The following is a 26,822-nucleotide window of genomic DNA, read 5'->3' as shown; positions in this document are numbered from 1 at the left end:
GTGTGCGGCAGCAGCCTTTACAAAAACGATGCTGTCTTGCCGGGGTCGATGAAGCCTTCGCCGTAGACCTCGCCGGTTTCTGTCACCATGACCATACAGCCGGGGTCAATGCGGTAAGCCGCCACCCGGATGCGGTACACCTGCGGTCTGGCACAGACGCAGAGCAGCATCTGCCGCTCCGTGCCGGTGTATGTGCCCACCGCTTTGACCATCGTTGAGCCGCGCTCACATTGGCGGGAAATTTCGTCCGCAATTTCCTGCCCCTTGGTAGTGATGATCGTCAGCATTTTGCCGGCATTGCTGCCGTACATGATTTTATCGATAACCAGCGATGTGACCGCCGTTGTGACAAGACCGTACAAAACGGCATCGACAGAACCAAACACAGGCCACCCCAACAGGATGACCACAAGGTCTATCGCACCGGTCACAACACCAACCGACAGATGCGGGCGCAGCACCTTGATCGACATCGTCAAAAAATCGGTGCCGCCGCTGGACGAACCCCGCATATACAAAAGCGCCAACGCGCCGCCCCATGTGATACCCGCAAACAGTGCCGCCAGCAGCGGATCGCCGCCGTAGCCGGGCTGGTCTGCAAAGACAACATCCTGAAAAAAGGTACACCACAGCATACTGATGACCGTTTTTCCCAGAAAGGCGCGTCCCACAAAGCGGAAACCAAGCAGAACCAGGGGCACATTCAGCACCAGCGTTGTGATGCCGATGGGGAACCCCCACAGATAGTTGCCCAACAAGGCCAGACCCGACAGCCCGCCGGGTGCAAAGTCGGCGCCCTTGGCAAAATAGCAGATGCTCAGGGCATACAGAAACCCTGCGACCAGATTATACAGCTGATCCGTTACAAGGGTCTGCGCTTTTTCTTTCATCATAGAACACTGCCCCTTTTTTGGAAAACGAGGAGCTTCTCTTGCGGGAAAGCGCTCCTCGTTTTGCATTTATCCAATCAGTTTTAATTTTCGGAGTGCATGGGCGATGCCGTCATTTTCCACGGTGTCTGTGACCATATCGGCACAGGCGCGCACCTGCGGCAGGGCATTGCCCATTGCCACGCCGATACCGGCTAGCTGCAGCATTTCCAAATCGTTTTCGGCATCTCCAAAGGCAATGGTTTCCTCCGGGGTGATACCGATTGCCGCACACAGGGCACGGATACCGTTTTCCTTGCCGCCGGTTCGGCTCATCAGATCCACCACAGCATCCCCCCAGCGCTTTGTCCGGCAGTGGGGCATCTGCCGCAGCAGTTCTTCTTCCTCCTCCTCGTTCACGAAGGGGATGACCTGATATATGCGGCGGTTTTCCAAATCGGAGATGTCACGCACAGCCGGCACGGCGGTGCCGATTTTTGCCTGCTCAATCTCCATGCGGGAGTCCACGCAGTTGGCGTACATCCTGTCTTTTTCAAGAAAGATGCAGCTGCAGTTCTTTTTCTGCAAAAACTGCTTCAAGGCCGACAAATCCCCGGCGGGAATGGGCGTTTCCCGCACGATCTGACCCTGCAGCTCACAGAGCTGGCCGTTCATATAAACAGCACCGTCAACCGTGATCCCGGGCAGCATGTTTTCTTCCGCGATTTCCAACGCATGGCGGCCGGTACACAGAAATACCTGCACGCCGCTGCGCTGTAAAGCCTGCAGTGCCGGGGCTACACTGGGCGGCATCCGATGCCCGCCCACGGTAATCAGGGTGCCGTCCACATCAAAGAAGGCTGCGCGTATCCTTTTTCCGCCGCACGCCGCCAGCGCAGGCAGCTCGGCAAGGCTGTCGATATGCAGCTGCGCCGCACGCTGGTCAAACGGGAATCTTTCGTCACGCAGGGCAGCCACAACGCCGCCCGCCGCCGTACCTGCCTGCACACCGTAGGTGGAGTCCTCCACGATCAGGCACTCCTCCGGCCTGCGTTTCAGCTTGTCCATGGTGAAACGGTAAATTTCAGGATCCGGCTTGCTGTGGGTAAATTCGTGACCGCTGACGATACAGTCAAACAACTCCCGGATTTTGCACTGTGTCAGGACCTGCTCAATACATTCCCGGCTGCTGCTGCTTGCAAGGGCTACCTGCAGCCCCATTTGCTTTAATTCATGCAGCAGCGGGCGAACCTCTTTGCGCAGAATATCCGGGTAATACACCTGGCAGCCGGCGTTCATGGCGTCCATTTCCTGCCGGAATGCGGCATTGTCGGTACGGCGGCAAAGCTTGGCCATAAAAGGCATATATTCCTGCCCGGAAATGCCCACCAACGGGTACATACTTTCCAGGGTGATCCACGGGTAGGACGGCTTCAGATGTGCATACTGATGGTGCAGGTAGACCGGTTCACTGTCGATCAGCACGCCGTCCATATCAAAGATGACTGCCTTGATCGGCTTCATGGCGTTTCTCCCTTCAGATACCGTCCTCGTCCTCCTGCGGCTGGGCAGGAACCTCCAGCACAAACTTGCCGATGTTCTCGTGCCCGGTCTGCATAATGTCGGCGGCCAGTGCATCCACATCGGGGCATTCGTCACCGGTGATGTTGCGCATGCACAGATCCATCAGCATACTGCTGTTCAGCCCGGAGATCACACGCACCTTGGGGCGAGTCATGGAAAGCCCCGCTGCGCGGTTGTACGGCGTACCGCCGGCAATGTCTGCCAGCACCAGAACGGCCTCGCAGTCTGCATAGCTGTCGATTGCCTCTGCCAGCTGCTTTTCAAACACTTCCACATCCATGCCGTCGGCAAAATCCACGGCCTTTAGTTCCGCATCACTGCCTGCCAGCATTTTTACATTGGCAGCCATACCGGCGGCAAAGCCGCCATGCCCGGTCACAACTACACCTACCATAGCAAACTACACTCCTTTAGCAAAATCGGGCGCACAGACCCGGCTTATTGGTTGACAACTTCAAATTCAAATTTCTGGGTAACGCCGTCCAGATACTCTTTGCTGAGGTCGATCGGACGGTCGTTTTGGTCCATGACCACGTTTTCGACATACAGCACGGGGGAACCGCGGTGTACGCCGAACAGGTTGGCAAACTCGACGTTGGCGGTCTGCGCCATCAGCACACGGCGCGATTTAACGATCTTCTCGTGATAGACGGTTTCAAAGACATCGTACAGCGAGCGCTGGGCGATGTCGTAGGCATCAATACCGGGAAACACAGATTCCGGCACATAGTTTTCCACGAGAACAAAGGGCTTTCCGTTGGCGTAGCGCATACGCACAAGATGGTAGCAGCGATCCCCGCGTTCGAGCTTGAGCCGTGCAAAAAGCTCCGGGGTATAGCTTACCCACTCTGCACGCAGCACCTCGGTACGGTGCTCCAGATTCAAAACCCCCATCTCGGCAGCAAAGCTCAGCTGCTTGTTCAGAAAGCGTCCGCGGGTATCAGGGCTGCGCACAAAGGTGCCGCGCCCCCGCATACGTTCCACGAAGCCGTCTTCGATCAGCATATTGTAAGCCTGCCGTGCAACAGGGCGTGAAATGCCGAACTGGGCGCACAGCTCCTCCTCCGTCGGCAATTTTGTCCCTGCCGACAGCTTCCCGCTGGTGATAGCCTCCAGCAATGCCTTACGCAGCTGTTCGTACAGTGGGACTGCGCTGGTTTTGTCAAGCTGTATTCCGTTCAGTTCGATCATGATAGGGAATCTCCTTTTTGTTATTCGGTGCCGTCTGGGGAGATTTCCGCTTTACAGCCAAAGCCGCCCTGTGCCATACAGTTGCGTGCCGAGACCTGCTGCCCGGCAGCCAGTGCAGCCAGAAGCGCCTGCTCCGGCATGGGCTTTGCCTTTTGCCACCCCGCAGTATACAGCGAGCAGAGGAAGGCAGCAAGGAAAGAATCTCCGGCCCCCATTGTATCACTTGCCTCTACCATTTGGGTAGTCTTTTCCACAATTTTCCCTTGTACAGACAACATTTGCCCGGCTGCGCCCATTGTGGCCAGAACATGCACCACGCCGCGACGATGCAGCGGCGCGCACAATTCCGCAAAAGCAGCCTTGTCCATCGGCTTGCAGGAAAGCATCGCCAGATCTATGCCGTGGCAAACCTCGTCATAGTAGGCATCGGTGCGGTACTTCTCCTTTTCGCCGAAGTCATAGGCGAACACAGCGGGCAGCGCCTGCACAGCCGCCATCTGTTCGGGCATTTTGGCGTTGCAGCTGCTGACGATCAGATCGGCGGTTTTCAGCTCGTCCAGCTCCTGCGCACCGATCTGCAGCGGGCCGGTCCAGCTTTCCCCGGTAATCACCTCGATAAAGCTGCGCTCCCCGTTGACCACATCATAGCTGCACACCTTGGTGGTGCGCCCCGGTAAAACAGGGCAATGGCTGATGTCCACGCCGTTTTCCCGGAGTGCTTTCTCCACAATATGTGCCATCTTGTCATCGCCAAGGGAGCCGAGATACTCGGCCTGTGCCCCCAGCCGCGCCGCATGAACTGCGACGTTTACCGCATTGCCGCCGGGGAAGCACTCCTGTGTATTGTGGTAATAGTCTATTACGTTATCCCCTAATGCAATCAGTTTCATACTCAATAGCTCTCTTTTCTGTAATAGCGGCGGATATCCAGAGAATGATCCGTGATGACCTCAATGTTCTTGCTGATGCGCTGCAGAACGGCCGCCATGACAACGGGGCTGAGCAGCGGGCGGAACTCATCGCTGATGCCGGGCAGTGCATACTCCTTCGTATCAAAGCAGGTCAGCTTTTTGGTATGGCGGGCGGCAAACTCCTTTACGCGCTCGTCCTGCGCACGGGTGGGGCCCTCGGTCAGCAGCAGCGTGGTGCAGACATCGTCCTCCAGCAGCTCCAGCGTGCCGTGGAAAAATTCCGGGCTGGAAACGCTCTTGGTGCGGATCCACTGGCTTTCCTCCAGCACGCACATGCTGTAGCTGTACGCAGTGGGCCACAGATCGCCGCTGCCGATCCAGATGTTATACGGCTCCTTGCAGTAATCCTGCGCATATTTCAGGCACTTGGCATCTGCCTGCTTGCGTACCTGTGCCAGCGCAAAGGCAAGGTTTTTCAGCTCATCCGCAAAGCGGGGATAGGCATCAAAGTTTCCGCTGCGGTACAGGATACGGCCGATCAGAAGGTAGAACACCAACTCCTGCGGGCGGCCCTCGCCGTAGACGATGGTGTCATCGCAGATGGATTCCAGCGTGGAGTTCTCCTTGCCGACGGCGGCAAACAGGCGCACGCCCTGCTCTTTCAGCCAGTTGGCTGCCTTTACGGTCTCGGCGGTGTCGCCGGACTTCGAGGTCAGGAACGCCACGGTCTTATCGGTGATGCGGTTGCAGTCACCGGTCAACAGGTTGGCGGACAGTACATTTTCGACCGGCAGACGGGACATATGGCGGATGTAGAAGGCGAACGGATCCAGCATCGCCTGAGAACCGCCGCTGCTGGTGAACAGCAGCAGGTCAAACCCGTTATCCACAATCGAATCCGCGATTGCCTCGATCTTGGCGCGCTGATCGTAGATCTTGGCGCCGTTGGCAATGATCTGATTTTCGTCAAAATTTACCATGCTCATAGGTACAATAGCCTCCATTTGTAATTATGTCATAACAATATAGTCTGTAAAAAAGGCGGCTCGTGGGGGAATGCTGAACCGTCGCGAGCCGCCGCAGTAAAACTTACATGATGCCCAGGAAGGACAGTGCAACCGACAAAGCAATGACCAGCAGGATCAGCTTCATGGTGTTGACATTCTTCTTCTTGAACAGCCAGTAGAGCAGGAACACAAAGCCCAGCGGCAGAATGTTGGGCATGATGGAATCAAAGATGCCCTGCACGGAAACGCTGGAGATGACAAGCGTTTCGGGGAAAGCAAAGGATACATAGCTGGGGATCAGTCCGCCGACGACCATAACGCCCAGAATACCGGCAGCCTTGCTGATATAAGCGGCGTTATCGCCGATGAACTTGATGGAGCTTACACCGGCATTGTAGCCCAGACGCACGAACCAGATGCGGCTGAAGATAGCGGTCAGTGCCCAGAACAGGATGTAGAAGATGGGGCCCAGAACATTGTTCTGCGTTGCCAGAGAGCAGCAGATAGAGGCAATGATGGGCATGGCGGTGTACCACCAGATGGCGTCGCCCAAACCTGCCAAAGGTCCGAACAGACCGGTTTTCAGGCTGTGGATCATCTCACGATTCTGACCTGCCTCCTCCATGGAGACGATCAGGCCCTGCAGGATTGCGGCCATGTGCGGCTCGGTGTTGATGAAGTCGAGGTTGTTTTCCATCGCGGCGGCCATTTCCTCATTGTTGTCGCCGTGGATCTTACGGAAGCACTTGGTCATGCCGTAGCAGAAGCCTACGGCCTGCATACGCTCAAAGCTGAAGCAGCACTGCTCCGCCATAGAACGGACGGCCATTTCGTTGAGGTCTTTTTTGGTAATCTTATTAGATGCCATCTTCAAAATCTCCTTCCTGGGCGGCAGTTGCAGCGGATGCAGCCGTCAGCTTGGCAGTCTCCAGATCGCGGGTGAAATTGACATAAGCGATGCAGCCCGCAATAACAGCAATGGGCAGGATGTTCTGGCAGTTGGTAATGACCATGATGACAAAACCAGCAAGCAGATAGGCTGCGTTTTCCTTCTTGAGCATAACGACCAGCAGCAGGGCAAGGCCGACAGCCGGCATCAGACCACCGGCAACTTCAAAGCCGTGGACAAGCCATTGGGGGAAGGCTGCCACAAAAGCGGAAATACCGCTCTGCAATGCGTAGGTGGACAGGAACGCGGCAAGGGCAAACATGGCGGCATACAGGATCCAGCCGGTATACATTACCTTGGCAATGCCTTTTTCGTCACCGGCGGCAGCGCATTTGTCAACCTTCGGCAGGAAGCCGGCGTAGAAGGTGTTGGTGCCGGTGTTGATCCACTGGCCGATCAGCGCGAACGGAACCGCAAGACCCAGTGCAGTGTTGACATCGCAGCCGGTGGTGTACGCCAGCACGGTGGTCATCAGACCGGCAAACAGGGGATCCGGCGGCACGGTGCCGCCAACGGTCAGCAGACCCAGGTAGGAAAGCTCCGCAACGGCACCTGCCTGCATACCGAGCTGTACATCACCGAGGATGATGCCGGTGAAGAACGCTACGACCAGCGGGCGGAACCACATAAAGGTTTCCATGTGTTTGTCGAATGCGCAGATGAAAACGAGCAGCGCAATCAGCAAACCTTGCACGAGTGTGATTTGCATAGATGTTCTCTCCTCTTTATAAAATATATTTTTTGCTCTGCAGACCGCCTGCAGAGCCGGAACCATGGGTTACTTATCGAAGTCCAGCTTGTGGTCGCCGGGTGCGATCTGGATGTAGACATCCACACCCTTGGCACGGATGGCGCGAAGGTCTTCCTTATCCTTCTCATCCATATAAACGTGCACATCGCCGGTCACTTCCTTGCCGGGGCCGACATGCATATTGCCGATGCACAGCTTATCAATGGGAACGCCGCCCTCCACCAGCTTACGGGCGCTCTGCGGGTTGCGCACGACCAGGAAGATGTGCTGGCTGGCGGATGCCTTGTGAATGACTGCAATGGTCTTGTCCAGCGTAAAGAACCGGATGCCGCAGCCGGAACTTTTCGCGGTGGCGGTCATCAGGCTTTGCTGCAGCGGGTCGGCAGCAGCCAGATCATCTGCCACAACAATAAGGTTGACGCCCGGTAAAGCGGTGGTCCACGCCACGCCGACCTGCCCGTGTACTAAGCGATTATCGATTCTTGTCATCAAAATGTCAGGCATAAGTTTTTCCTCCTTGTAATATGCTGCAAAGATTTTTAGATTTTTTTCTTAATTTTTAGAAATTTTTTCTAAAATCTTTGTAATATTGTAATGACAATATACCAAAATTGTGGTATAATGTCAATAGAGTTCGGGGACTTCCCGAAGATTTTAACGTTTTACACAAAGTGAGCGTTAAAAATTTAGACAAAATGTGAAGGAGACTGCTTTATGGAACACAAAAAGACTATGCTGGACTACATTGCCGACTGCCCGGAGTTTATCCGCAACAATGTCGCCGACAGCGCCGCACTGACAAAGCCCCTTGTGGATGAGTATGTAAACGGCGGCTACAAGAACATCTGGATCGTTGCGTGCGGTTCTTCCTCCAACGGCTCACTCTGCGCACGGCAGTTTATCCGCCGCCACCTGAAGTGCGAGGTCAAGATCGTCACCCCGTTTCATTTTGTATCCAGCGAGAATGATTTCGGCGAGACGGATATGGTCGTTGTTGTCAGCCAAAGCGGCTACAGCCTGAACGCGCTGGACGCCATCAAGGTCATCGAGGCAAAGGGCCGCCGCTGCATCGGCCTGACCGGCGACGTCAACAGCGATCTGGGCAAGGTGTGCGATGTTGTCGCCAACTACGGTGTCGGGCGCGAAACGGTCGCCTATGTCACCCGCGGCGTCACCACGCTGGCACTCTTCTTTATGCTGTTTGCCGTGGAGGCTGCTGTCCGCCTGGGCATCAAGACCGCTGCCGAAGGCGAGGCTGTCAAGCAGCAGCTGCTGAAGGCCGCAGACATCAATGCCGCCGTACAGGCACAGACCCCTTCCTTTATTAAAGAGCATTACCGTCAGCTGTCCGGCATGACCAACGCCTATGTCTGCGGCGTGGGTGCCAACCTTGGCACCGCAAGCGAGGGTGCGCTGAAATTCGGTGAGACCGTCAGCATCCCCACCGCCGTCTACGAGGTCGAGGAGTACATCCACGGTCCCAACATCCAGATGACCCCCCGTTACAGCGTATTTCTGATCGACGGCGGCGAGGGCACGGAGCGCATCCACCGCATCTTTGAGGGTACCCAGATCGTGACGGATAATGTTTTCCTGCTGACGCGCTGCGCCGACTACAAGGACGAGCACAATGTTATGTATGTGCCTATGGATGTGCCAGAGGAAATCACCCCGCTGTGCTGGCTGCCCTTCTTCCAGATGACCGCCTGCCAGCTGACGAATGACCTGGACCGCTGGAACAAGCACCCGCTGCAGCGCGCGATGGAGAAGTTCGTTTCCTCCAAGAGCGCCAACTATGTCAACAGCCCCTTCAGTGAAGACACGCCGGGCCGCGCGTAAGAGCGATGGCGTGGATATCTGCTGTATTTTTCTGTCTGGGTGCTGCGGACACCTTGTTGGGTGATCGGCTGGGGTTAGGCAGCGCCTTCCGGCAGGGCTTTGCCGCTGTTGTGGATCTGCTGCTGCTTATGACCGGCTTTATGGCGCTGGCACCGTGGCTGGGGACCCATCTGGCCCCGGTTATCACGCCGGTGTTTTCCGCCGTGGGCTGTGACCCTTCTCTGTTTGCCTCGCTGTTTTTGAGCTGCGATGCAGGCGGTGCCGTGCTGGCCGCACAAATCGCACAGGAACCGGCTGCCGGGCTGTACAACGGTTTGATCGTGGCGGCCTTTCTCGGTTCCACGATCAACGGTACGATTCCGCTGGCGCTGGGTCAGCTGACAGGCACCAAACGAGCCGCCGCCGTTCGCGGATTGTTTCTCGGCTTTCTGGTCCTGCCGGTGGGCTGCCTGCTCACCGGGGCGCTGTGCGGCATCCCCCTGTCAGTTCTGCTGCACAACACCTGGCCTGTACTGGCAGTAGCAGCCCTGTTGCTGCTGCTTTTCAAATCCGGCAGCAGTGCGATCGGTCCGATCTTCAACGGCATCTCTCTGGCCGTGCGCGGTCTGACCCTGTTCGGCTTCTGCATCTCCGTTTTGCAGGAAACGACCGGTATTGTGCTGCTGGAGGGGTTGACCCCCTTGGCGGAAATCTACCCGGTCATATGCAGTATCGGTGCGTTTCTTGCCGGGATCCTGCCGTTTTTCGCCTTTGTGCAGCGTCTGTTGACCGCACCGCTGGCCAAGCTGGCCGCACGGCTGCAGCTGGAGCCTGCCTCCATCACCGGTCTGGTCGTGACCTCCGCCAACTGCATCCCCACATTGCTGAGCCTTGATACGTTGGAGGAACGCGGCATCACACTGAACACGGCCTATGCCGTGGTAGCTGCTTACAGCGTCGGCGATTTTCTGGCATTTACCCTGCAATTCAGCCCTGCACACGCACTGCCGATGATGGCAGGCCGCCTTTTAAGCGGCTTGCTGGCAGTAGTGCTCTGCCTGAAAACAACACCCAAAACCACCTGAATCAACACCCCCAACGAGCAGCTAAAGCCCGTTGGGGGTGTTGGTGTTTTCCTATATCGTTCCATGGCAGCACCAATGACAAAGGGACCGCCTTGGCGGTCCCTTTGTCGGAGGATATATCCTGTCAGCGGCACGCACGTCAACAAAGCGAGGCGATGCCTTAGAAAATTTCCTGCTTTACTGTCAGATGCCCGGTTTTGATTGGGCCTTTATTTTTTGGCTGACTTTTGCGGGTGGTCAGACGAAATCCTCCCGCATGGGGGTGAAGATGTCCAGCAGGACGCCGGGCTCCAGGGCCTCGCAGCCGTGGATGATGCCGTCGGTTTTCAGCATCGTGTCCCCGGCGGTCACTTCGCGCACTTCGTCGCCGATGGTAAAGCGGAAACGGCCCGACACGACATAGGTGATCTGGGTGTGGGGATGGCTGTGCAGCGCACCCACTGCGCCTTTTTCAAAGGTGTTTTCCACGCACATCAGGCCTTTGTTATAGGCCAGCACGCGGCGGGTCACGCCGGGGCCTGCAGGCTCGGGCAGGGTCTCGGCATGGGGGACCCATACGGTATTTTCATGCTTTTTCTCCATGGATACTTCGCTCCTTTATTTTGCGGTGTGCTGCTTTTCGGCGGGCAGCTTTTCCTGCACGAATTTCCCTTTCGCGCGTTGCACTTTCCCCCATCATAGCACGGTGCGTGGCAGGGTGCAAGCGTATTTCGGCAAAAGCTTTGACCGGTCTTGCCAAGATTTCGCCAAGGCGATGCAATAAAATCATGAAAATTTCACCGGAAAGGAGCGCCCCGCATGAACTTTTTCCAACGGCATATGACCCTGAAGGAACGTATCGTCCTGTTTTTGGGGGCGTTCTTCACGGCGCTGCTCTTCTGCCGGAACGCCGCCGAAAACAGTGTGACCGGCTGGCTGGTGACCTATTTTAAGGACAGTGGCATCCTGACCGCTGCGAGGTTGGGCGGCCGGTATGGCCGCCGATATCCTGCCTTACGCCGGGATGCTGGCGCTGACCGGGTTGCTCTGCCTGCGGGATAAGCACTGACATAAGGAAAAATCATTAAAACTCCCCATTTTTGACCCGGTGTCCCCGGGCTTGAAAATGAGGAGTTCTTTTGCAATCTTTTGAATTGTTACTGAAAAATTTATATAATGATGGTGGATGTGTTCAAAATTTTACCTTACATATACTCCATCGGGGTGACTTCGCCGTAGATGGCGGTGCTCATGCGGTCGTGCAGCAGCCGCATGAAATCTTGCTGCAGGCCGGGCCTTGGCTCACCCTTGAACAGTGCAAAAACGTGGTGCTGGGTCGCCTTGCCGCCCGGCATGATAAACAGCGGCCGCTCCTTCGTCTTGACAAAGGTTGAGTAGGCGGCATTCTGGAAGGTCAGCCCCATGCCGCTCACGGCCATGCGGTAGGCGGTCATGCCGCTGGCCAAAAACAGCGTGCGCTTGGGCTGGAAATTGTAGGTTGAGCACATCCACTGGGTCTGGCGGTTCATGCGGCCTTTGACGCTGGGGCAGATGAACAGATCGTCCGCCAGCCAGTCGGCGTCGATATCCAGCGGCGCTTCCGGGCTGCAGACGGCGTCCCTGTAGGCGGCCATCCGTGGGTTTTCGCAGCTGGTGATGAACATATACTGCTCGGATGGCAGCCGCAGATAGTGCAACGAGGAATGGTAGGCGTAGCTCTCGACGATGGCGATGTCCAGCACACCGTTGAGCACCTTGTCCAACATATTGATGTCGCGGTCCTCAAAGATGGTCAGCCGCATATCAGGGTAGAGGCGGTTCAACTCCGGCATGACAGAGGAAAGCCAGATGCTGCCGCGGTTGCGCCCGATGCCGATGTTGATCCGCAGTTCCGGATCATGGGAGGAAAAATCCGAAAGCTCCTGGTGCAGCCGGTCCTGCATGACACAAATCTTTTCCAGCTCGGACAGGTAGTAGGCCCCGGCCTTGGTGATGCGGATGGGCGTGGTGGAGCGGTCAAACAGACGTACGCCCAGTTCCTCCTCGGTGCGGTTCAAAAACGCCGTCAGGGCAGGCTGGGAGATAAACAGACGCGCTGCCGCGCGGGTAATACTCTGCTCCTCGGCCAGGGTAGTTAAGTAGTTCAAACGGTCAGATAAGGTATTTTTCACCAAAAAAGCCCCCAAAAGTTTGTGGAATGACAATATGGTAACATAAAAAAATGACGTTGTAAAGAGAATCAAGAAAATCCATAACATTGACATTATGGGGCAATATCTGCTTTGGTATTGGAACTTCGCAAAAAAGGCTGATATGATAAAAGCACAAAATAAATCGGCAAAGCAGAACAACTTCTGTGAATAGTGTGGAGGAGGTTCTAATCCATATGAAACAGGTATTGATTGAAGAGCCGTTCAAGGTTCGTGTACGCCAGGACGCAGAGGTTCCCACCCCCAAGGTAGGTGAGGCCCTGCTGCAGGTTATGTATTGCGGTATCTGCGGCGCTGACCTGGCAAGCTACACCGGAAACCAGCCGTTCACCACCTACCCCCGTGTGCCGGGCCATGAGTTCAGCGCCCGCATCGTGGATATCCCCGAAAATGACAAGGGCCTCAAGCCCGGTGATATCGTCACCTGCAACCCCTACTTCAACTGCGGCAAGTGCTACTCCTGCCGTCGCGGTTTCGTAAACTGCTGTACGGACAACCAAACGATGGGCGTCCAGCGCGACGGCTCCTTCCAGGAGTACATCACGATGCCGGTTCAGCGTATCTTCTCCGGCAAAGGTCTGACCGCACGCCAGCTGGCGCTGGTAGAGCCGTTCTGCATCGGCCACCACGGCATCACCCGCGGTAATGTGCAAAAGGGCGATAAAGTCCTCATCGTCGGCGCAGGTCCTATCGGTATGTTTGCGATGCTCAGCGCCAAGGCCATCGGCGCCGAGGTCTACATGACCGACCTGCTGGACGGCCGCCTGGAAAAAGCGACCCAGATGGGCGCGGACGGCGTGGCCAACGGCAAGGACCCCGAGGCATTGAAGGACCTGAACCAGAAGGTCACGAACGGTGACGGTTTCGACGTCTGCGTGGAGTGCTGCGGCGCACCCGAAACCTTCCTGACCTGCATCGACCAGGCCGCCTTCGCCGGCAAGATCATCCTGATCGGTAACGGCAAGCGCGAGACGACCTTTGTGCATTCTATCTTATTGAAAAAGGAACTGAACGTTTTCGGCAGCCGCAACGCTTACAACTCTGACTTTGAGCAGGTCATTGACATCCTGGCAAGCGGCAAGGTCGATGTGGAGGCACTGGTCAGCGCCGAATACCCGCTGGACCAGGCGGGCGAGGCCTTTGAGGCCCTGCGCCACAACAGCGGCAACCTGATGAAGGTCGTGCTGAAAGCGGCTGAATAACACTAAGGAGAAAGCCATGAGCAAAAACAACGGAGCGGAATTGCAGTTGAGCAAAAAAGGTTCAATGATGCACTATCGGCGCTTGGTAACACCGTACCTGCTGCTGGCACCCATGCTGGCGTTTGTAATGTGCTTTATGATCTGGCCCATCATCAACGTGTTTATGATGAGTACAGAGTCCTACAAGGTCACGAAACCCAACGACCGCCACTTTATCGGCCTGGAAAACTTTGTGACCGTCTTCACCAAAGACCAGATCTTCTTAAAGACGCTGGGCAACACCGCCGTCTACGTGATTCTGAGCGTCGTGTTCCAGACCGTGCTGGGTTTCTGGCTGGCATGGCTGCTGACCCGCAAGTTCAAGGGCCGCGGTGTTATCCGCGCACTGGCTCTGGTGCCCTGGGCCGTTGCCGGTTTGATGGTCGGTATCATCTGGAACCTGATGCTGGGCCAGACCTACGGCGTCATCAATGACCTGCTGCGCCGCGCGGGCATCATTGAAATGAACATTTCCTGGTTCTCCAACGGCAGCAGCGCCATGCTCGCGGCCGTCATTGCCAACATCTGGCGCGGCATCCCCTTCTTCACCATCAGCTATATGTCGGCGCTGTCCGGTATCTCCGATGATCTGTACGAGTCCGCCAAGATCGACGGTGCCAACTCGGCGGTCACGTTGTTCCGCATTACGCTGCCGATGATTAAAGACACCATCATCTTTACCACGCTGCTGCGTGCGATTTGGACCTTCAACGCTGTTGACCTGATCGTCTCCCTGACGGACGGCGGCCCGAACCGCGGCACCACCACGCTGGCGCTGTACATTATGAATACCTTCACCGGCAGCTATGATTACGGCTACGCCTCGGCGCTGGCAGTTATCTCCACGCTGATCATGATGGTCGTTGCGTTCGTCTACATCCGATTTGGCAAAATGGGCCAGACTGACAACTAAGGAGGCAAACCCATGACAAAACGTGAAGCAAAAGATCTGGGTTGGCGTTGCCTGACTTTGTATCTGCCGCTGATCCTCTTCCTGATCGGGACGCTGTTCCCCTTCTACTGGATCGTCAACACCTCTCTGAAAGACAGCGTTGAGGTTTTGAGCCTGCCCATCAAATACTGGCCCGACAATCCCACGCTGAGCAACTACTCCTACCTGTTTGAGAAGATGGGCTTTGGCAACAACGTTGCCAACACCGCCTTCGTCGCCGCACTGACCACGGTTCTGGTCACGCTGCTGAGCCTGCTCTCCGGTTACGCGATGAGCCGCTACCGCTTCTACGGCAAAACCTTCATCTACGTGCTGATGCTGGCGACCCAAATGCTGCCCGCCGTCGTCCTGATGATCCCCCTGTTCCAGACGATGGTCAAGCTGCACCTCATCAACAGCCTGTGGAGCCTGGTGCTGATCTGCACCTGCACGAACCTTCCCTTCTGTATGTTCATGATGATGGGTTATTACAGCTCAGTCCCGCGTGAACTGGAAGAGGCCGCCCAAGTGGACGGCTGCACCCTGCTGGGGGCGGTGTTCCGCGTCCTGATCCCGGTCATGCTGCCCAGCATCGTCGCCACCGGTGCATACGCATTCATCAATGCGTGGAACGTTTACGTCTACGCCACCGCGTTCATCACCGATAAAGCCAAGTACACCCTGCCCCTGGCGCTGAATGTCTTCCAGGGCGAATACGGCACCGACTACGGCAAGCTCGCCGCCGGATGCGTCATCGCACTGATCCCCGTTGTTGTAATTTTTGCCTTCATCCAGAAGCACCTCTCCGGCGGCGCGACCTCCGGTGCGGTCAAGGGATAAGGCGTAGAATTAGATTTCATTTATAGGAGGAAAACACAAATGAAAGCAACCCGTACCACCGCTGCGGTCCTGAGCGCTGCCATGGCCGCTACCCTGCTGGCCGGCTGCGGCGGAAGCTCCGCCACCAGCACCGCCGCCTCGACCTCGACTGAGAGCACTGCCGAAAGCACCTCTACCGCTGCGGCTGCCCCCACCGGCGAGAAACAGACCCTGGAGTATTGGTATCACTCCGCTGACCCTGTGACCGACGCTTATTTTGAGGATTATTTCGACAAAATCAACGCTGAGCAGGACCAGTACGAGATCAAGTACACCAGCTTCTCCTTCGCCGACTTCCAGGAGAAGTTCCAGATGGCTGTCTCCACCGATACGATGCCCGACGTCGTCAGCCTGGGCTTCTCCAACGTGGCGACCTTCACCGCACAGGATTCCCTGCTGCCGCTGGATGATTACCTCGACCAGATCGAGACCCTCGACAAAATCGACAGCAGCATGGTAGACAGTATGCGCAACATCGGCGGCGGCACGCTGTACGGCATCCCCTATGCATACAACCAGGAGGTTGCCTGGTACAATACCGCCAAGTTCAAGGAGAAGGGCATCGATGCTCCGCCCGCTACCCAGAAGGAGTTCCTGGAGGACTGCGAGAAGTATGCTGACCCCGCAAACTCCTCTTACTTCTACTCTCTGCGCGGCGTGCGTCCTTACGACAGCCTGGTTGCCTGGCTGTGGACCTACACCGACGGCCTGGGCTATGACGGCTCCTGGTTCGACGAGAACGGCAAGTGCATCCTGGGCGACGCCAAGTTCGCCGAAGCCCTGGACACCTACGCCAACCTCTACAAGAACAACGAAGTCTCCGGCGACTCCATCAACAACAACTTCTCCCAGATCGTTGCAGAGTTCGGTTCCGGCGTCTCCATGTACATCATCCACAACTCTTCTTCCGAGTCTACCCACCTGACCAACTTGGGTGAGGGCAACTTCGCAGCCGCCCGCGTGCTGGCCAACGATGAGGGCCACTACTTCGCTTCCGGTCTGCAGCCCAACGTCTATTGCATCACCAACCAGGGCGACGACCACGACTACTCCGGTGCTGTTTGGCTGATGAACGTGCTGCTGGACGCCGAGTGCGAGGGCGGCATGTGCCAGGCTATCGGCCGTGTGCCCTGCAACAAGGACGTTGAAGAGCAGGATTGGTACAAGAATGACCCCGAGATGATGCTGTACGCCAGCTACCTGGAGGACGAAAACTACAAGCAGATCCAGAACCCGTACTGGCTGACTGAGTTCTCCACCTTCATCTCCGACGATATGACCGCTGACTTCCAGGCCGTTCTGATGGGCAACATGACCGCTCAGGATTGCGTCTCCGGTTGGGCCGCCAAGATCGACGAGTATCAGGCTGCCTACGAAGCACAGGCATAATTGAACATCAGCCGCAAGTAAAGGAGCATGAAAAAGCCTTTATTTGCGGCTTTTTTAGAGAAAATCAATAGGGAGGTTGCCATGGCAGATACCGTTATTTTATTCCAGGATGATTTCCAGTCTTTCCCGATCGGTCCGCTGCCCTTTGACCGCGAACATTCCGCAATGGGTGAGTATCATTACAGCCCGCTGCCAGGTTACCGAGGGCAGTGGTATGACCCCATCGCAAACTGCAACTATCGCGGCCCCAGCTGGCTCGTCACCGCCACCGACGGCGTACACTACATGGAGCAGACCCGCGTGCGCAATCCGCTGACCCACGGCGTCTGCCCGGTGCTGGCTACCGGCGAGGAGCGCTGGCAGGACTACACCTTCACTGTCACACTGCGCACCCTTTGCAGCGACGAGGAAGCCGGTGTGCTGTTCCGCTACCAGACGTCGCTGATGCACTACGCCTTCTTTATGAATGACAACAAGGTGCAGTTCTGGCGCATCGAGAAAAAAGAGCGCACGATGCTGGCCGAGGCCCCCTACGAGTACAACTGCGACCAGTACTACACGATGCGCGTGACCTGTAAGGGCAATACCTTCACCGGATCCATCAACGGCGAAAAGCTGCTGACTGTGCAGGACGACCGCTACACCTACGGCAAGGTGGCGCTGGCGGCCTTTATGCCCACCCAGTACACGAACGTGCTCATCACCACCACGCCGGAGGAGGCCGCCCGCATCGTCGAGTGCGAGGATGCCGAGCAGGCCCGCCTGGCCGAAAAGCGCAGCCACTACCCCCGCCCCAAGCTGTACAAGGTCATCGACCTCAAGGACTTCGGAGCGTCGCGACAGATTCGCTTCGGCCATCTGATGGGCGGCGACGACTGGTACTTCGTCATGGCACAACACCAGAAGCGCGTGTTCAAGGAGCGCTACTGCAACATCAGCTGCCTGACAGCCGTCAATGTCGAGACCGGCGAGGTGCTGTGGCAGGTGGGTGAGCCTTCGACCCTGGCGGTGAACCAGGACACGACCTGCGACCTGCCGTTCCAAATCTACGATATCAACAATGATGGCTACGACGAGGTCATTTTTGCCCGAGATTTCAAGGTCATGATCCTGGACGGCCGCACCGGTAAGCTGCTGCGCAGCATGGATACGCCCTACAACGACGACCCGGCGGATGAGATTCTGGGCATCGAGTTCCAGAAGCACGCATTTGACCGGCTGAACGTTGATGCTATCCGCATTGTGAACGTCTCCGGCAAGGAGCATGCCAGCGATATCCTCATCAAGGACCGTTACGCCCGCCTGTGGGTGTACGACGAGAACTTCAACCTGCTGTGGAAGTTCACCCACAACAACACCGGCCACTTCCCCTATGCCTACGACTTCAACGGCGACGGCAAGGATGAAATTTTCAGCTGCTACAACATGATCAGCAGCGACGGCAAATTGCAGTGGGAGCTGCCCATCGACACCGATCACACGGATGAAATCGTCATTGGCAAGTTTGACCCTGATATCGATGAGGAGCTGCTGGCTATTGTCTCCGGCTGGGAGGGTTTCATGATCGTGGACAAGCACGGTCACATCCTGGCCCGGGATATCAACGGCCACGGCCAGCGCATCAGCGTAGCCAACTACTGCCCGAATATGCGCGGTCTGCAGATTGCCACCACCACCTACTGGGAAAACCAGGGCATCATCTACCTGTACGACTGCAAGGGCCATGAGATTTGGCACATGGAGCCTTCCTCCAACGGCAATGTTGTGGCGCCTGTCAACTGGAAGGGCGACGGTACCGAGCTGATTTTGCTCAACGGCAACGTCAAGTACGGCGGCATGCTGGACGGTGACGGCGACCGGGTCGTGCTCTTCCCCGACGACGGCCACCCCGACCAGTGCGCCGAGGTGCTGAACCTGACCGGCGACCCGCGGGATGAAATCATCCTGTGGGATGCCCACAAGATGTACATTTATACCCAGGACCGCCCCGCACCCGATGGGCCGGTCTATCACCCGGAAAAATACCCCGAGTACAGTGCCTCCAACTACCGGGGCGAGTTCTCCTTTGCGCACTGGGACAAGGCCGGGGATTGATATTACTTCTACTTAGGAGCCTACTATGTTATACGAACGATACCTGCGGGCCTACGCAGAGCAATTCCGCAAGACAGACCGGAATATGTGGAACTACGAGGATGGCTGCGTGCTGATCGGCCTGCGTGCGCTGTACCAGGCGACCGGTGATGCGTTTTACTTTGATGTGCTGAACAGCTTTATGGAGCGATACATCGAGCCGGACGGTACCATTCGCCGCTATGTGGCCGAGGAATACAACCTGGACTACATCCCGGCGGGCTGCGCGCTGTATACCCTGTATGACGAGACCGGCGAGTCGCGCTACCGCAAGGCCATTGAAACGCTGGAAGAACAGCTGCGCCACCAACCGCGCACCCCCTGCGGCAGTTTCTGGCACAAGGGCATCTACCCCAACCAGGTCTGGCTCGATGGTCTGTACATGGGTCTGCCGTTCCATGCGGCTTACGCCCTGCGGTTTGGCGATGCGGCCACGCTGGATGACATCATGCTGCAATTCCGCAACGCACGCAAGTATCTCTACGACGGAAAGACGGGTCTATACTACCACGCCTGGAACGAGACAAAGGATGTGTTCTGGGCTGACCCCAAGACCGGCCTGTCCCAAAATTTCTGGACACGGGCCATCGGCTGGTATTTGATGGCGATGGCGGATATCTACGCCATGCTGCCCGACAGCCGCGCCGACCTGCAAAAGGAGCTGGCCGCCCTCTGGAAAGAGGCCATCGACGGCATGCTGCGCTGGCAGGAGCCGGACAGTGGCCTGTTCTACCAGCTGCCTGCCCTGCCCGATGTGAAGGGAAACTACCTGGAGACCAGCGGTTCCCTGATGGTGGCGTACAGCCTGCTGAAGGGCGCGCGCCTAGGCGTGCTGGCCGAGCCGAAATACCGTACGGCAGGGGAGAAGATTTTGGTCGGCATCGAGCTGCGGCAGTTCACCGTCCACGACGGTAAGGTCGAGCTGCACGGCATCTGCAAGGGTGCGGGCTTGGGCCCGGCGGGCAACCTGCGCCGAAACGGCACCGTGGAATACTACCTGTCCGAGGATGTGGTCCACGACGAGCAGAAGGGCGTCGGCGTCTGCATGATGGCCTATGCCGAGTATCTGCAGGCCAAACAGGCCGGTGCGCTGACCGACGACTTCCCCAAAGTGGAGATTTTCAACAAGGGATACGACCCCATCATGCCCGGCGACCCGGCGTTTATCGCCTTTGAGAAGAACCGTGTGGGCAAAACAGGGTGAGCTGTATGCAGTTTTCCATAGCAAAGCCGGAGGAAGTTGGCGTGTCCAGTGCGGCCCTCAGCCAAACGCTTGATTATCTGGCTCAGCGTCGGGTGGCGCTGCACAGCCTGCTGGTCATGCGGCATGACGCGCTGATCTGCGAAGGGTACGCGGCACCATTCACAAAAGATACGCTGCATCGTATGTACAGCGAGACGAAAAGCCTTGTGTCGCTGGCTGTCGGCGTTATGTGCGCCAAAGGGTATCTCGATTTGGACGACCATATCGTGGATCACTTTGCCGAAAAGCTCCCCCTGGGCGGCCCTAGCCCCGAGCTGGCACGGCTGACCATCCGGGATATGCTGCGCATGGCAACGCCGTACAACGGCACAACCTACAAACGGCGGCCCACTCAGGATTGGGTGGGGTCGTTCTTCACCGCGCGGACCGACCACGAGCCGGGCAGTTTCTTCTGCTATGATACCAGCAGCAGCCATACGTTGTGCGCCCTGGTGGAAAAGCGGATGGGCCGCCCCCTACTGGATGTGCTGCGCCGTGAGGCACTGGATGCCATCGGCTTTTCAGAGCAAAGCTATTGCATCCGGGATCCCATGGGCATAAGCCAGGGCGGGTCCGGCCTGATGGCTACCCCCCGGGATATGCTGGCGCTGCTCCGCCTTGTTGCGCAGGGTGGGCAGTGGGATGGCCAACAGCTTTTACCCCAAGACTATTTGCAGGCTGCCACAGCCTGGCAAATCGACAATGCCGAGAACGGCGGCAGCGGCGGCTGGGATTTTGCCCAAGGCTACGGCTACCAGTTCTGGCGGCTGACCCATAACGCATGGTCTATGTATGGTATGGGCGGCCAGCTGGCCATCTGCCTGCCGGATCAGGATATGCTCCTTGTGACGACGGCCGATACCCAGCCCCTGGCGGGCGGTGTGCAGACGATTCTGGATGCCTTCTGGAACTGCTTGCTGCCCGGCGTGGCCGATGCTGCGCTGCCCGCAAACCCTGCGGCTTATGCCGAACTGACGAAAAAGTTATCCACCATGCAGCTGCCGATTGTGGAAAACTTGGCAGCCCCCGACACCGAGCTTTGCTGTGCGACGGTGCAGATGGGCCTCAACGCTCCCGGCCTGACGGCCCTGCAGCTGCAAGAAAACGCACTGGTGCTGCACTACGGCGGCAAGACCTGCACGCTGCCTTTCCGGACGGGGGCATTGGTGCAAAGCCATCTGTGGGACGACCCCGCGCTGCCCTGTGTTATCGCCGCCGGCTGGCGTGCTCCGGACTCCCTCCTTTTCCGGGTGCATCTGCTGGGCGAGCGACTGGGCAGCCTGAGTTTGCAGCTAAAGCTGCGCCCCGGCGGTGCGACCCTGGCTCTGTGCAGCCATGAGGAACACCCCGACCCCGATTTCAGCGGCACTGCGGAAGGTGTAACCGCAGTGTGAACCCAAGCGGGCCGCCTGCTGCCATGCGCAGCGGGCGGCTCGCGTTATTTTTACAGGCACGGCCCTTGCAAAGTGCGGCGGAATGTGCTATGCTATTTTTGTACAAAAGGGGAGCTTGCGTCAAGCGGGCTGAGAGTGGGCTGTATCGCCCTGACCCGTAACCTGATTTGGATAATGCCAACGTAGGGAGATACGCGCACGACCACTCTTTGTGAGTTTTTATGCGGATATGTCTTTGCAGGCGTATCCGCATTTTACTTGCAAGGAGTGTTTTTTGTATGCTGGGTACCTGTATTGAAAATGTACGGAAGAACGTGCCATTGGTGCATAACATCACGAATTATGTCACCGTCAATGATGTGGCGAATATCCTGCTGGCCTGCGGCGGCAGCCCCATCATGTCCGACGAGCCGGAGGATGTCGAGGATATCACCACCATCTGCGGCGGGCTGAACATCAACATCGGCACGCTGAACCAGCGCAGCATCGCGGGGATGTTCCGCGCCGGGGCCAAGGCCAACGCCCTGGGCCATGTCGTGCTGCTGGATCCCGTCGGTGCGGGCGCGTCGGCTCTGCGCACCAACACGGCTGTGGAGCTGATGGAAAAGGTCAAGTTCACCGTTATCCGCGGGAATATTTCCGAGATCAAGACGCTGGCGCTGGGCAGCGGCACGACCAAGGGCGTGGACGCCGACGTGGCCGACGCTGTGACCGATGCAAACCTGGACAATGCCGTTGCATTTGTCAAGGATTTCGCCGCCAAGAGCGGGGCCATCGTTGCTGTGACCGGGGCAATCGACCTGGTCAGCGACGGCAAGACCTGCTATGTCATCCGCAATGGCCGCCCCGAGATGGGCAAGATCACCGGCACGGGCTGCCAGCTCTCCGGCATGATGACGGCTTTCGTCGTCGCCAACCCCGACAACCGGCTTGAGGCCGCCGCCGCTGCCGTCTGCGCCATGGGCCTGGCGGGCGAGATCGGCTGGAGCCGTATGCAGGACGGCGACGGCAACTCCACCTACCGCAACCGCATTATCGACGCCATCTACAACATGGACGGCGCAACGCTGGACGGGGGCGCAAAGTATGAACTGCGATAAAAAGGACCTGCTGCTCTACGCCGTCACCGACCGCCATTGGCTGGACGGCCGCAGGCTCATCAATGTTGTGCGCGAGAGCCTGGACGGCGGCGTGACGATGGTGCAGCTGCGGGAGAAAACGCTGGAAGAGGAAAAATTCCTCGAAGAAGCGAAGGAATTGCAGGCGCTTTGCCGCGAACGCGGCGTGCCGTTCCTTGTGAATGACAACGTGGAAATTGCCCGCGAGATGAACGCCGACGGCGTCCACGTCGGCCAGAGCGATATGGAGGCACTGGACGTCCGCGCCATTCTCGGCCCCGACAAGATCCTCGGCGTGTCTGCGCAGACTGTTGAACAGGCCGTCCTGGCCGAAAAGCACGGCGCGGACTACCTTGGCGTCGGCGCGGTGTTCCCGACCGGCTCCAAGGACGATGCCGACGACGTGAGCTACGACACGCTGAAAGCCATCTGCCAAGCTGTCTCCATCCCAGTCGTTGCCATCGGCGGTATTACACAGCAGAACGTTGAAAAGCTGGCGGGCAGCGGCATCTGCGGCGTGGCGGTCATCAGCGCCATCTACGCGGCCAAAAACATCGGGCAGGCATCGAAGGATCTGAAAGCTGCCACGGAGAAAATGCTGCATGACTAAGGGCGCAATTTTTGATTTGGACGGCGTGCTGCTCGACTCCATGGGCATCTGGAACGACCTGGGTGCGCGGTATCTGCGCAGCCGGGGCCTGATGCCCGAGCCGGGCCTCAACGAGATTTTGTTCTCGATGAGCATGGAGCAGGGCGCGGAATACCTGCACACCCACTACCCGCTGGCCCAGTCCGCCGCCGAAATTGAAGCCGGCATTGAGACGATGCTGCGCGATTTTTACTACAACGAGGTCCCCGCCAAACCCGGCGCGGCGGCGCTGCTGGCCGCGCTGGCGGCAAAGGGCATCCCGATGGCGGCGGCGACCTCCAGCCCGCGCGGGCATGTGACCCACGCTTTGCAGCGGCTGGGGCTGCTCGGCTATTTTGCGCAGATCTTCACCACCGGTGAGGTCGGCGTCAGCAAGCACGAGCCGACGATTTACCTGCTGGCCGCGCAGGCCCTGGGCAGCGCACCGGGGGAGACGACCGTGTTTGAGGACAGCCTCTACGCGCTGAAAACCGCCAAAGCCGCAGGGTTTTACACGGTCGGTGTCTATGACGCCGACGGCGAAAGCGACCAGGCCGGGCTGAAAGCTGCGGCAGATTTGTATGTGAAGGAGCTGGGGGAGGCTGCCGGGAGGTGGTAAAGCCTCTCGGCCTCGTAAACTCGCCCTGCCACCTAACAAAAACGCGGTACACCGGGGGCACCACCTTGTATCGCGCAATAAAACATTGCTGTATATATAGGAAGGAAGTATCATTATGAAAACAGCATTGACCATTGCAGGCAGTGATTCCTGCGGAGGCGCCGGTATCCAGGCAGACATCAAGACCATGACCGCCAACGGCGTTTACGCCATGAGTGCGATCACGGCCCTGACCGCCCAGAACACTACCGGCGTGACGGACATCCTTGAATCGACCCCGCATTTTCTGGCGGAACAGCTCGACGCGGTGTTCACCGATATCACCCCCGACGCCGTCAAGATCGGGATGGTCTCCTCGGCGGAGCTCATCGAGACGATCGCCGCCAAGCTGAAACAGTACGGCGCAAAGCATATCGTCGTGGACCCCGTCATGGTCGCAACGTCCGGTTCCAAACTCCTGCGGGACGACGCCGTCAGCGCCCTGTGCGCAAACCTGCTGCCGATGGCTGAGGTCCTGACGCCCAACATCCCCGAAGCCGAGATCCTGGCCGATATGCCGATCAAAAACGCCGCCGATATGGAAAAGGCCGCGCAGACCATCAGCGAAAAATACGGCTGTGCGGTGCTCTGCAAGGGCGGCCACCAGATCAACGACGCCGACGACCTGCTGTGGCGCGGCGGCGCGGGCAAATGGTTCCGCGGCAAGCGCATCGATAACCCCAACACCCACGGCACCGGCTGCACGTTGTCCAGCGCCATTGCGTCCAACCTGGCAAAAGGCTATGACCTCGACGCTTCGGTCGAGCGCGCAAAGGCCTATATCTCCGGCGCACTGGCTGCCATGCTGGACCTGGGCCGCGGCTCCGGCCCGATGGACCATATGTTTGCGCTGAAAGGGGAGTTCACCGAATGAAAAAGACTTCCACTTTCCAAAACGGCCTGATTTGGTTCGGCGCGGGCGTCTCGCTGGCAGAAATCCTCACAGGTACGTCCTTTGCACCGCTGGGCATGGCAAAGGGCTTTGCGGCTATCCTCATCGGCCACATCATCGGCTGTGCCATGATGCTGCTGGCGGGCCTCATCGGCGGCCGCACCGGCCGCAGCGCCATGGAGACCGTCAAGATGAGCTTCGGCCAGAAGGGCGGCCTGCTGTTCGCGTTCCTGAACGTCCTGCAGCTCGTCGGCTGGACGGCCATCATGATTTACGACGGCGCACTGGCGGTCGGCGGCATTTTTGCGATCGGCCGCTGGGTGTGGTGCCTGGTCATCGGGGCGCTGATCGTGCTGTGGATCGCCGTAGGCATCACCGATTTGGGCTGGATCAACAAAATTACGATGGCCGCTTTGTTTATTTTGACGCTGGTTTTGTGCAAGGTCATCTTCTTCTCCGGCAACGCCATGGTCGGCGTCGGCGGCGAGAGCCTGACCTTCGGCGCGGCGGTGGAGCTGGCCGTGGCGATGCCGCTGTCCTGGCTGCCGCTTATCAGCGACTACACCCGCGACGCCGAAAAGCCCACCCAGGCCACCTGGGTCAGCGTGCTGGTCTACGGCGCGGTGTCCTGCTGGATGTACGTCATCGGCATGGGTGCGGCGATTTTTACCGGCGAGTATGACATTGCCGTCATCATGGTCAAGGCGGGGCTGGGCATTGCCGCGCTGGTCATTCTGGTGTTTTCCACCGTTACCACGACATTTTTGGATGCGTGGAGCGCGGGCATTTCCGCCGAGAGCCTGTCTGCCAAGCTGGACGGCAAAAAAACGGCCATCGTCGTGACGGTCATCGGCACGCTGGGGGCCATTCTGTTCCCGATGGACGATATCACGGGCTTTTTGTACCTGATCGGCTCGGTCTTTGCGCCGATGATCGCGGTGCAGATCGCCGACCACTTTATCTTAAAGCGCGATCGCTTTGCCGTGGCCGCCGACGCGCGCAATCTGGTCATCTGGCTGGTGGGCTTCATCGCCTACCGCCTGCTGATGGGCGTTGACACCCCGGTAGGCTACACCCTGCCCGATATGCTGCTGACCGTGGCAATTTGCGTTATTGCCGAGAAGGTCAAGCCGACGAAGGCGTAAATCCATAGTTTATAGTGCGTGGGGGTTCTGTCCATCAGAACGCCCACGCTTTTTTGCGTATCCCAGGCAAAACGAAGGCCGAAGGGGGCTTTGCCGCCGTGCCTGACTTGCCCGCTTTCCCCGCCGATAGCCGCCACGAAACAAATTTTGCGCAACATTCGCGCAACAAACGCGCAATAAATCTGACAAAACCTGCCAAGTTTGCCTAACTGCGCAACTGATTCGACACGAGTTGTACAAGACCAACCGACGAAGTGTACAAAAATATGACTGACTCTTTTCGCAAAATGCCGAAATTAAGCAAATCAAGCTGGATATATTGCGATTTCGCAACAAGAGTGCTATATTTTTATATAAGAAATGTAAAAACCAGATAGGCAGCGGCAAAAAAGGCTGCTGCGTATTTTTAACGAGGTTGCGCACCAGCGGTTGCGCAACGGGAAAGGGGCCGGTCCCTTTCCTATTCCACAGCAGGCTGTGGAATAATAAGTTCTGTCAGGCAAGGGAGGGCAGGCTGATGACAAAGAAATTTTCTGTACTGCAGCGCGCGGCGGCATTGCTGGCCGCTCTGTGCCTGCTGGCGGGTTTGGCTCTGCCCGTCTGCGCGGAGGGCACCGACGACGCCCTTTCTGCGCAGAATGTGGAAATGATGCAGCAAGGGAACGACCCCACCGCCGAAACCCTGCCGGGTGAGCAGACCGACGAGGACAAGACCGCCCCGGACGGCGCGGCTGCCGCGACCCCGACCCCTACGCCGACGGCGACGCCCGCCGCGACCCCGACCCCCGCGCCGACGGCGACGCCCGCCGCGACCCCG

General features: G+C 57.9%; 28 protein-coding genes. 16 read left to right on the top strand and 12 right to left on the bottom strand.

Going from position 1 to position 26,822, the window contains the following annotated elements:
- Nucleotides 1–17: 17 nt before the first annotated feature.
- From GPK89_RS07935 to agaB, 9 genes are all read right to left on the bottom strand, one after another.
- Nucleotides 18–893, bottom strand: a complete 876-nt coding sequence (locus tag GPK89_RS07935; RefSeq protein ID WP_308133092.1) for a YitT family protein — start codon at nucleotides 891–893, stop codon at nucleotides 18–20.
- A gap of 66 nt (nucleotides 894–959) precedes the next feature.
- Nucleotides 960–2,393: an HAD family hydrolase gene (locus GPK89_RS07930; RefSeq protein ID WP_215692342.1), complete on the bottom strand. Its 1,434-nt coding sequence runs from the start codon at nucleotides 2,391–2,393 to the stop codon at nucleotides 960–962.
- Nucleotides 2,394–2,406: 13 nt separating this feature from the next.
- Nucleotides 2,407–2,847, bottom strand: coding sequence for a PTS sugar transporter subunit IIA (locus tag GPK89_RS07925; RefSeq protein WP_215692341.1), 441 nt, complete (start codon nucleotides 2,845–2,847; stop codon nucleotides 2,407–2,409).
- Between the two features lie 44 nt (nucleotides 2,848–2,891).
- Nucleotides 2,892–3,644: a GntR family transcriptional regulator gene (locus GPK89_RS07920; RefSeq protein ID WP_215692340.1), complete on the bottom strand. Its 753-nt coding sequence runs from the start codon at nucleotides 3,642–3,644 to the stop codon at nucleotides 2,892–2,894.
- 20 nt (nucleotides 3,645–3,664) lie between these two features.
- Nucleotides 3,665–4,534, bottom strand: a complete 870-nt coding sequence (locus tag GPK89_RS07915; protein WP_215692339.1) for a PfkB family carbohydrate kinase — start codon at nucleotides 4,532–4,534, stop codon at nucleotides 3,665–3,667.
- Between the two features lie 2 nt (nucleotides 4,535–4,536).
- Entirely contained in the window at nucleotides 4,537–5,541 is a 1,005-nt protein-coding gene (locus GPK89_RS07910) for an SIS domain-containing protein (protein WP_252261564.1), read from the bottom strand.
- Between the two features lie 103 nt (nucleotides 5,542–5,644).
- Nucleotides 5,645–6,430, bottom strand: coding sequence for a PTS system mannose/fructose/sorbose family transporter subunit IID (locus GPK89_RS07905; protein ID WP_252261562.1), 786 nt, complete (start codon nucleotides 6,428–6,430; stop codon nucleotides 5,645–5,647).
- Nucleotides 6,420–7,220 (bottom strand): PTS mannose/fructose/sorbose/N-acetylgalactosamine transporter subunit IIC, encoded by an 801-nt coding sequence (locus tag GPK89_RS07900; RefSeq protein WP_215692337.1) that lies wholly within the window; start codon nucleotides 7,218–7,220, stop codon nucleotides 6,420–6,422. The genes GPK89_RS07905 and GPK89_RS07900 overlap by 11 nt, the downstream gene beginning before the upstream one ends.
- 69 nt (nucleotides 7,221–7,289) lie before the next feature.
- The gene (agaB, locus tag GPK89_RS07895; RefSeq protein ID WP_215692336.1) at nucleotides 7,290–7,766 is read right to left on the bottom strand and encodes a PTS galactosamine transporter subunit IIB; all 477 of its coding nucleotides are present in this window, start codon (nucleotides 7,764–7,766) and stop codon (nucleotides 7,290–7,292) included.
- A gap of 210 nt (nucleotides 7,767–7,976) precedes the next feature.
- Here agaB and GPK89_RS07890 point away from each other — a divergent pair, with 210 nt between their 5' ends.
- Nucleotides 7,977–9,101, top strand: a complete 1,125-nt coding sequence (locus tag GPK89_RS07890) for an SIS domain-containing protein (RefSeq protein ID WP_215692335.1) — start codon at nucleotides 7,977–7,979, stop codon at nucleotides 9,099–9,101.
- A gap of 5 nt (nucleotides 9,102–9,106) precedes the next feature.
- Nucleotides 9,107–10,165, top strand: a complete 1,059-nt coding sequence (gene eutH, locus GPK89_RS07885; RefSeq protein WP_215692334.1) for an ethanolamine utilization protein EutH — start codon at nucleotides 9,107–9,109, stop codon at nucleotides 10,163–10,165.
- Between the two features lie 237 nt (nucleotides 10,166–10,402).
- On the opposite strand, the gene GPK89_RS07880 is transcribed toward eutH, so the two are convergent.
- Nucleotides 10,403–10,747 (bottom strand): cupin domain-containing protein, encoded by a 345-nt coding sequence (locus GPK89_RS07880; protein ID WP_215692333.1) that lies wholly within the window; start codon nucleotides 10,745–10,747, stop codon nucleotides 10,403–10,405.
- A complete protein-coding gene (locus GPK89_RS07875; RefSeq protein WP_215692332.1) occupies nucleotides 10,731–10,934 on the bottom strand; it encodes a hypothetical protein in 204 nt (67 codons plus the stop codon). The genes GPK89_RS07880 and GPK89_RS07875 overlap by 17 nt, the downstream gene beginning before the upstream one ends.
- A gap of 29 nt (nucleotides 10,935–10,963) precedes the next feature.
- Here GPK89_RS07875 and GPK89_RS07870 point away from each other — a divergent pair, with 29 nt between their 5' ends.
- A complete protein-coding gene (locus GPK89_RS07870) occupies nucleotides 10,964–11,206 on the top strand; it encodes a hypothetical protein (protein WP_215692365.1) in 243 nt (80 codons plus the stop codon).
- 143 nt (nucleotides 11,207–11,349) lie between these two features.
- Here the strand turns inward: GPK89_RS07870 and GPK89_RS07865 are convergent, their stop codons facing one another.
- A complete protein-coding gene (locus GPK89_RS07865) occupies nucleotides 11,350–12,315 on the bottom strand; it encodes a LysR family transcriptional regulator (protein ID WP_215692331.1) in 966 nt (321 codons plus the stop codon).
- Nucleotides 12,316–12,530: 215 nt separating this feature from the next.
- Here GPK89_RS07865 and GPK89_RS07860 point away from each other — a divergent pair, with 215 nt between their 5' ends.
- The 13 genes from GPK89_RS07860 to GPK89_RS07800 all read left to right on the top strand — a co-directional run.
- Nucleotides 12,531–13,556: a zinc-binding alcohol dehydrogenase family protein gene (locus tag GPK89_RS07860; protein ID WP_215692330.1), complete on the top strand. Its 1,026-nt coding sequence runs from the start codon at nucleotides 12,531–12,533 to the stop codon at nucleotides 13,554–13,556.
- A gap of 16 nt (nucleotides 13,557–13,572) precedes the next feature.
- Entirely contained in the window at nucleotides 13,573–14,508 is a 936-nt protein-coding gene (locus GPK89_RS07855) for a carbohydrate ABC transporter permease (protein WP_252261560.1), read from the top strand.
- A gap of 12 nt (nucleotides 14,509–14,520) precedes the next feature.
- A complete protein-coding gene (locus GPK89_RS07850; RefSeq protein ID WP_215692329.1) occupies nucleotides 14,521–15,366 on the top strand; it encodes a carbohydrate ABC transporter permease in 846 nt (281 codons plus the stop codon).
- A 39-nt stretch (nucleotides 15,367–15,405) separates the two neighbouring features.
- Entirely contained in the window at nucleotides 15,406–16,794 is a 1,389-nt protein-coding gene (locus GPK89_RS07845; protein ID WP_215692328.1) for an ABC transporter substrate-binding protein, read from the top strand.
- Between the two features lie 81 nt (nucleotides 16,795–16,875).
- Entirely contained in the window at nucleotides 16,876–18,888 is a 2,013-nt protein-coding gene (locus GPK89_RS07840) for a family 16 glycoside hydrolase (RefSeq protein WP_215692327.1), read from the top strand.
- 25 nt (nucleotides 18,889–18,913) lie between these two features.
- The gene (locus GPK89_RS07835) at nucleotides 18,914–20,131 is read left to right on the top strand and encodes a glycoside hydrolase family 88/105 protein (protein ID WP_215692326.1); all 1,218 of its coding nucleotides are present in this window, start codon (nucleotides 18,914–18,916) and stop codon (nucleotides 20,129–20,131) included.
- A gap of 5 nt (nucleotides 20,132–20,136) precedes the next feature.
- Nucleotides 20,137–21,564 carry a serine hydrolase domain-containing protein gene (locus GPK89_RS07830; protein WP_215692325.1) on the top strand — a complete coding sequence of 476 codons (1,428 nt, stop codon included), beginning with the start codon at nucleotides 20,137–20,139 and terminating at the stop codon, nucleotides 21,562–21,564.
- Between the two features lie 278 nt (nucleotides 21,565–21,842).
- Entirely contained in the window at nucleotides 21,843–22,664 is an 822-nt protein-coding gene (thiM, locus tag GPK89_RS07825) for a hydroxyethylthiazole kinase (protein WP_215692324.1), read from the top strand.
- On the top strand, nucleotides 22,651–23,292 hold the full coding sequence (gene thiE, locus GPK89_RS07820; RefSeq protein ID WP_215692323.1) for a thiamine phosphate synthase: 642 nt from the start codon (nucleotides 22,651–22,653) through the stop codon (nucleotides 23,290–23,292). The genes thiM and thiE overlap by 14 nt, the downstream gene beginning before the upstream one ends.
- On the top strand, nucleotides 23,285–23,929 hold the full coding sequence (locus GPK89_RS07815) for an HAD family hydrolase (protein WP_215692322.1): 645 nt from the start codon (nucleotides 23,285–23,287) through the stop codon (nucleotides 23,927–23,929). Before thiE ends, GPK89_RS07815 begins: the two co-directional genes overlap by 8 nt.
- A gap of 115 nt (nucleotides 23,930–24,044) precedes the next feature.
- Complete coding sequence (thiD, locus tag GPK89_RS07810) at nucleotides 24,045–24,842, top strand: bifunctional hydroxymethylpyrimidine kinase/phosphomethylpyrimidine kinase (RefSeq protein WP_215692321.1); 798 nt, start codon at nucleotides 24,045–24,047, stop codon at nucleotides 24,840–24,842.
- Nucleotides 24,839–26,005: a putative hydroxymethylpyrimidine transporter CytX gene (gene cytX, locus GPK89_RS07805; protein WP_215692320.1), complete on the top strand. Its 1,167-nt coding sequence runs from the start codon at nucleotides 24,839–24,841 to the stop codon at nucleotides 26,003–26,005. Before thiD ends, cytX begins: the two co-directional genes overlap by 4 nt.
- Nucleotides 26,006–26,522: 517 nt before the next feature.
- Nucleotides 26,523–26,822 (top strand): hypothetical protein (locus GPK89_RS07800; RefSeq protein WP_215692319.1); only part of this gene is annotated, 300 nt, incomplete at its 3' end.

It is taken from the genome of Gemmiger formicilis, from assembly GCF_018784445.1.
In the GTDB taxonomy this organism is placed as follows: Bacteria; Bacillota; Clostridia; order Oscillospirales; family Ruminococcaceae; genus Gemmiger.
This window is presented reverse-complemented; position numbering and strand designations above follow the sequence as displayed.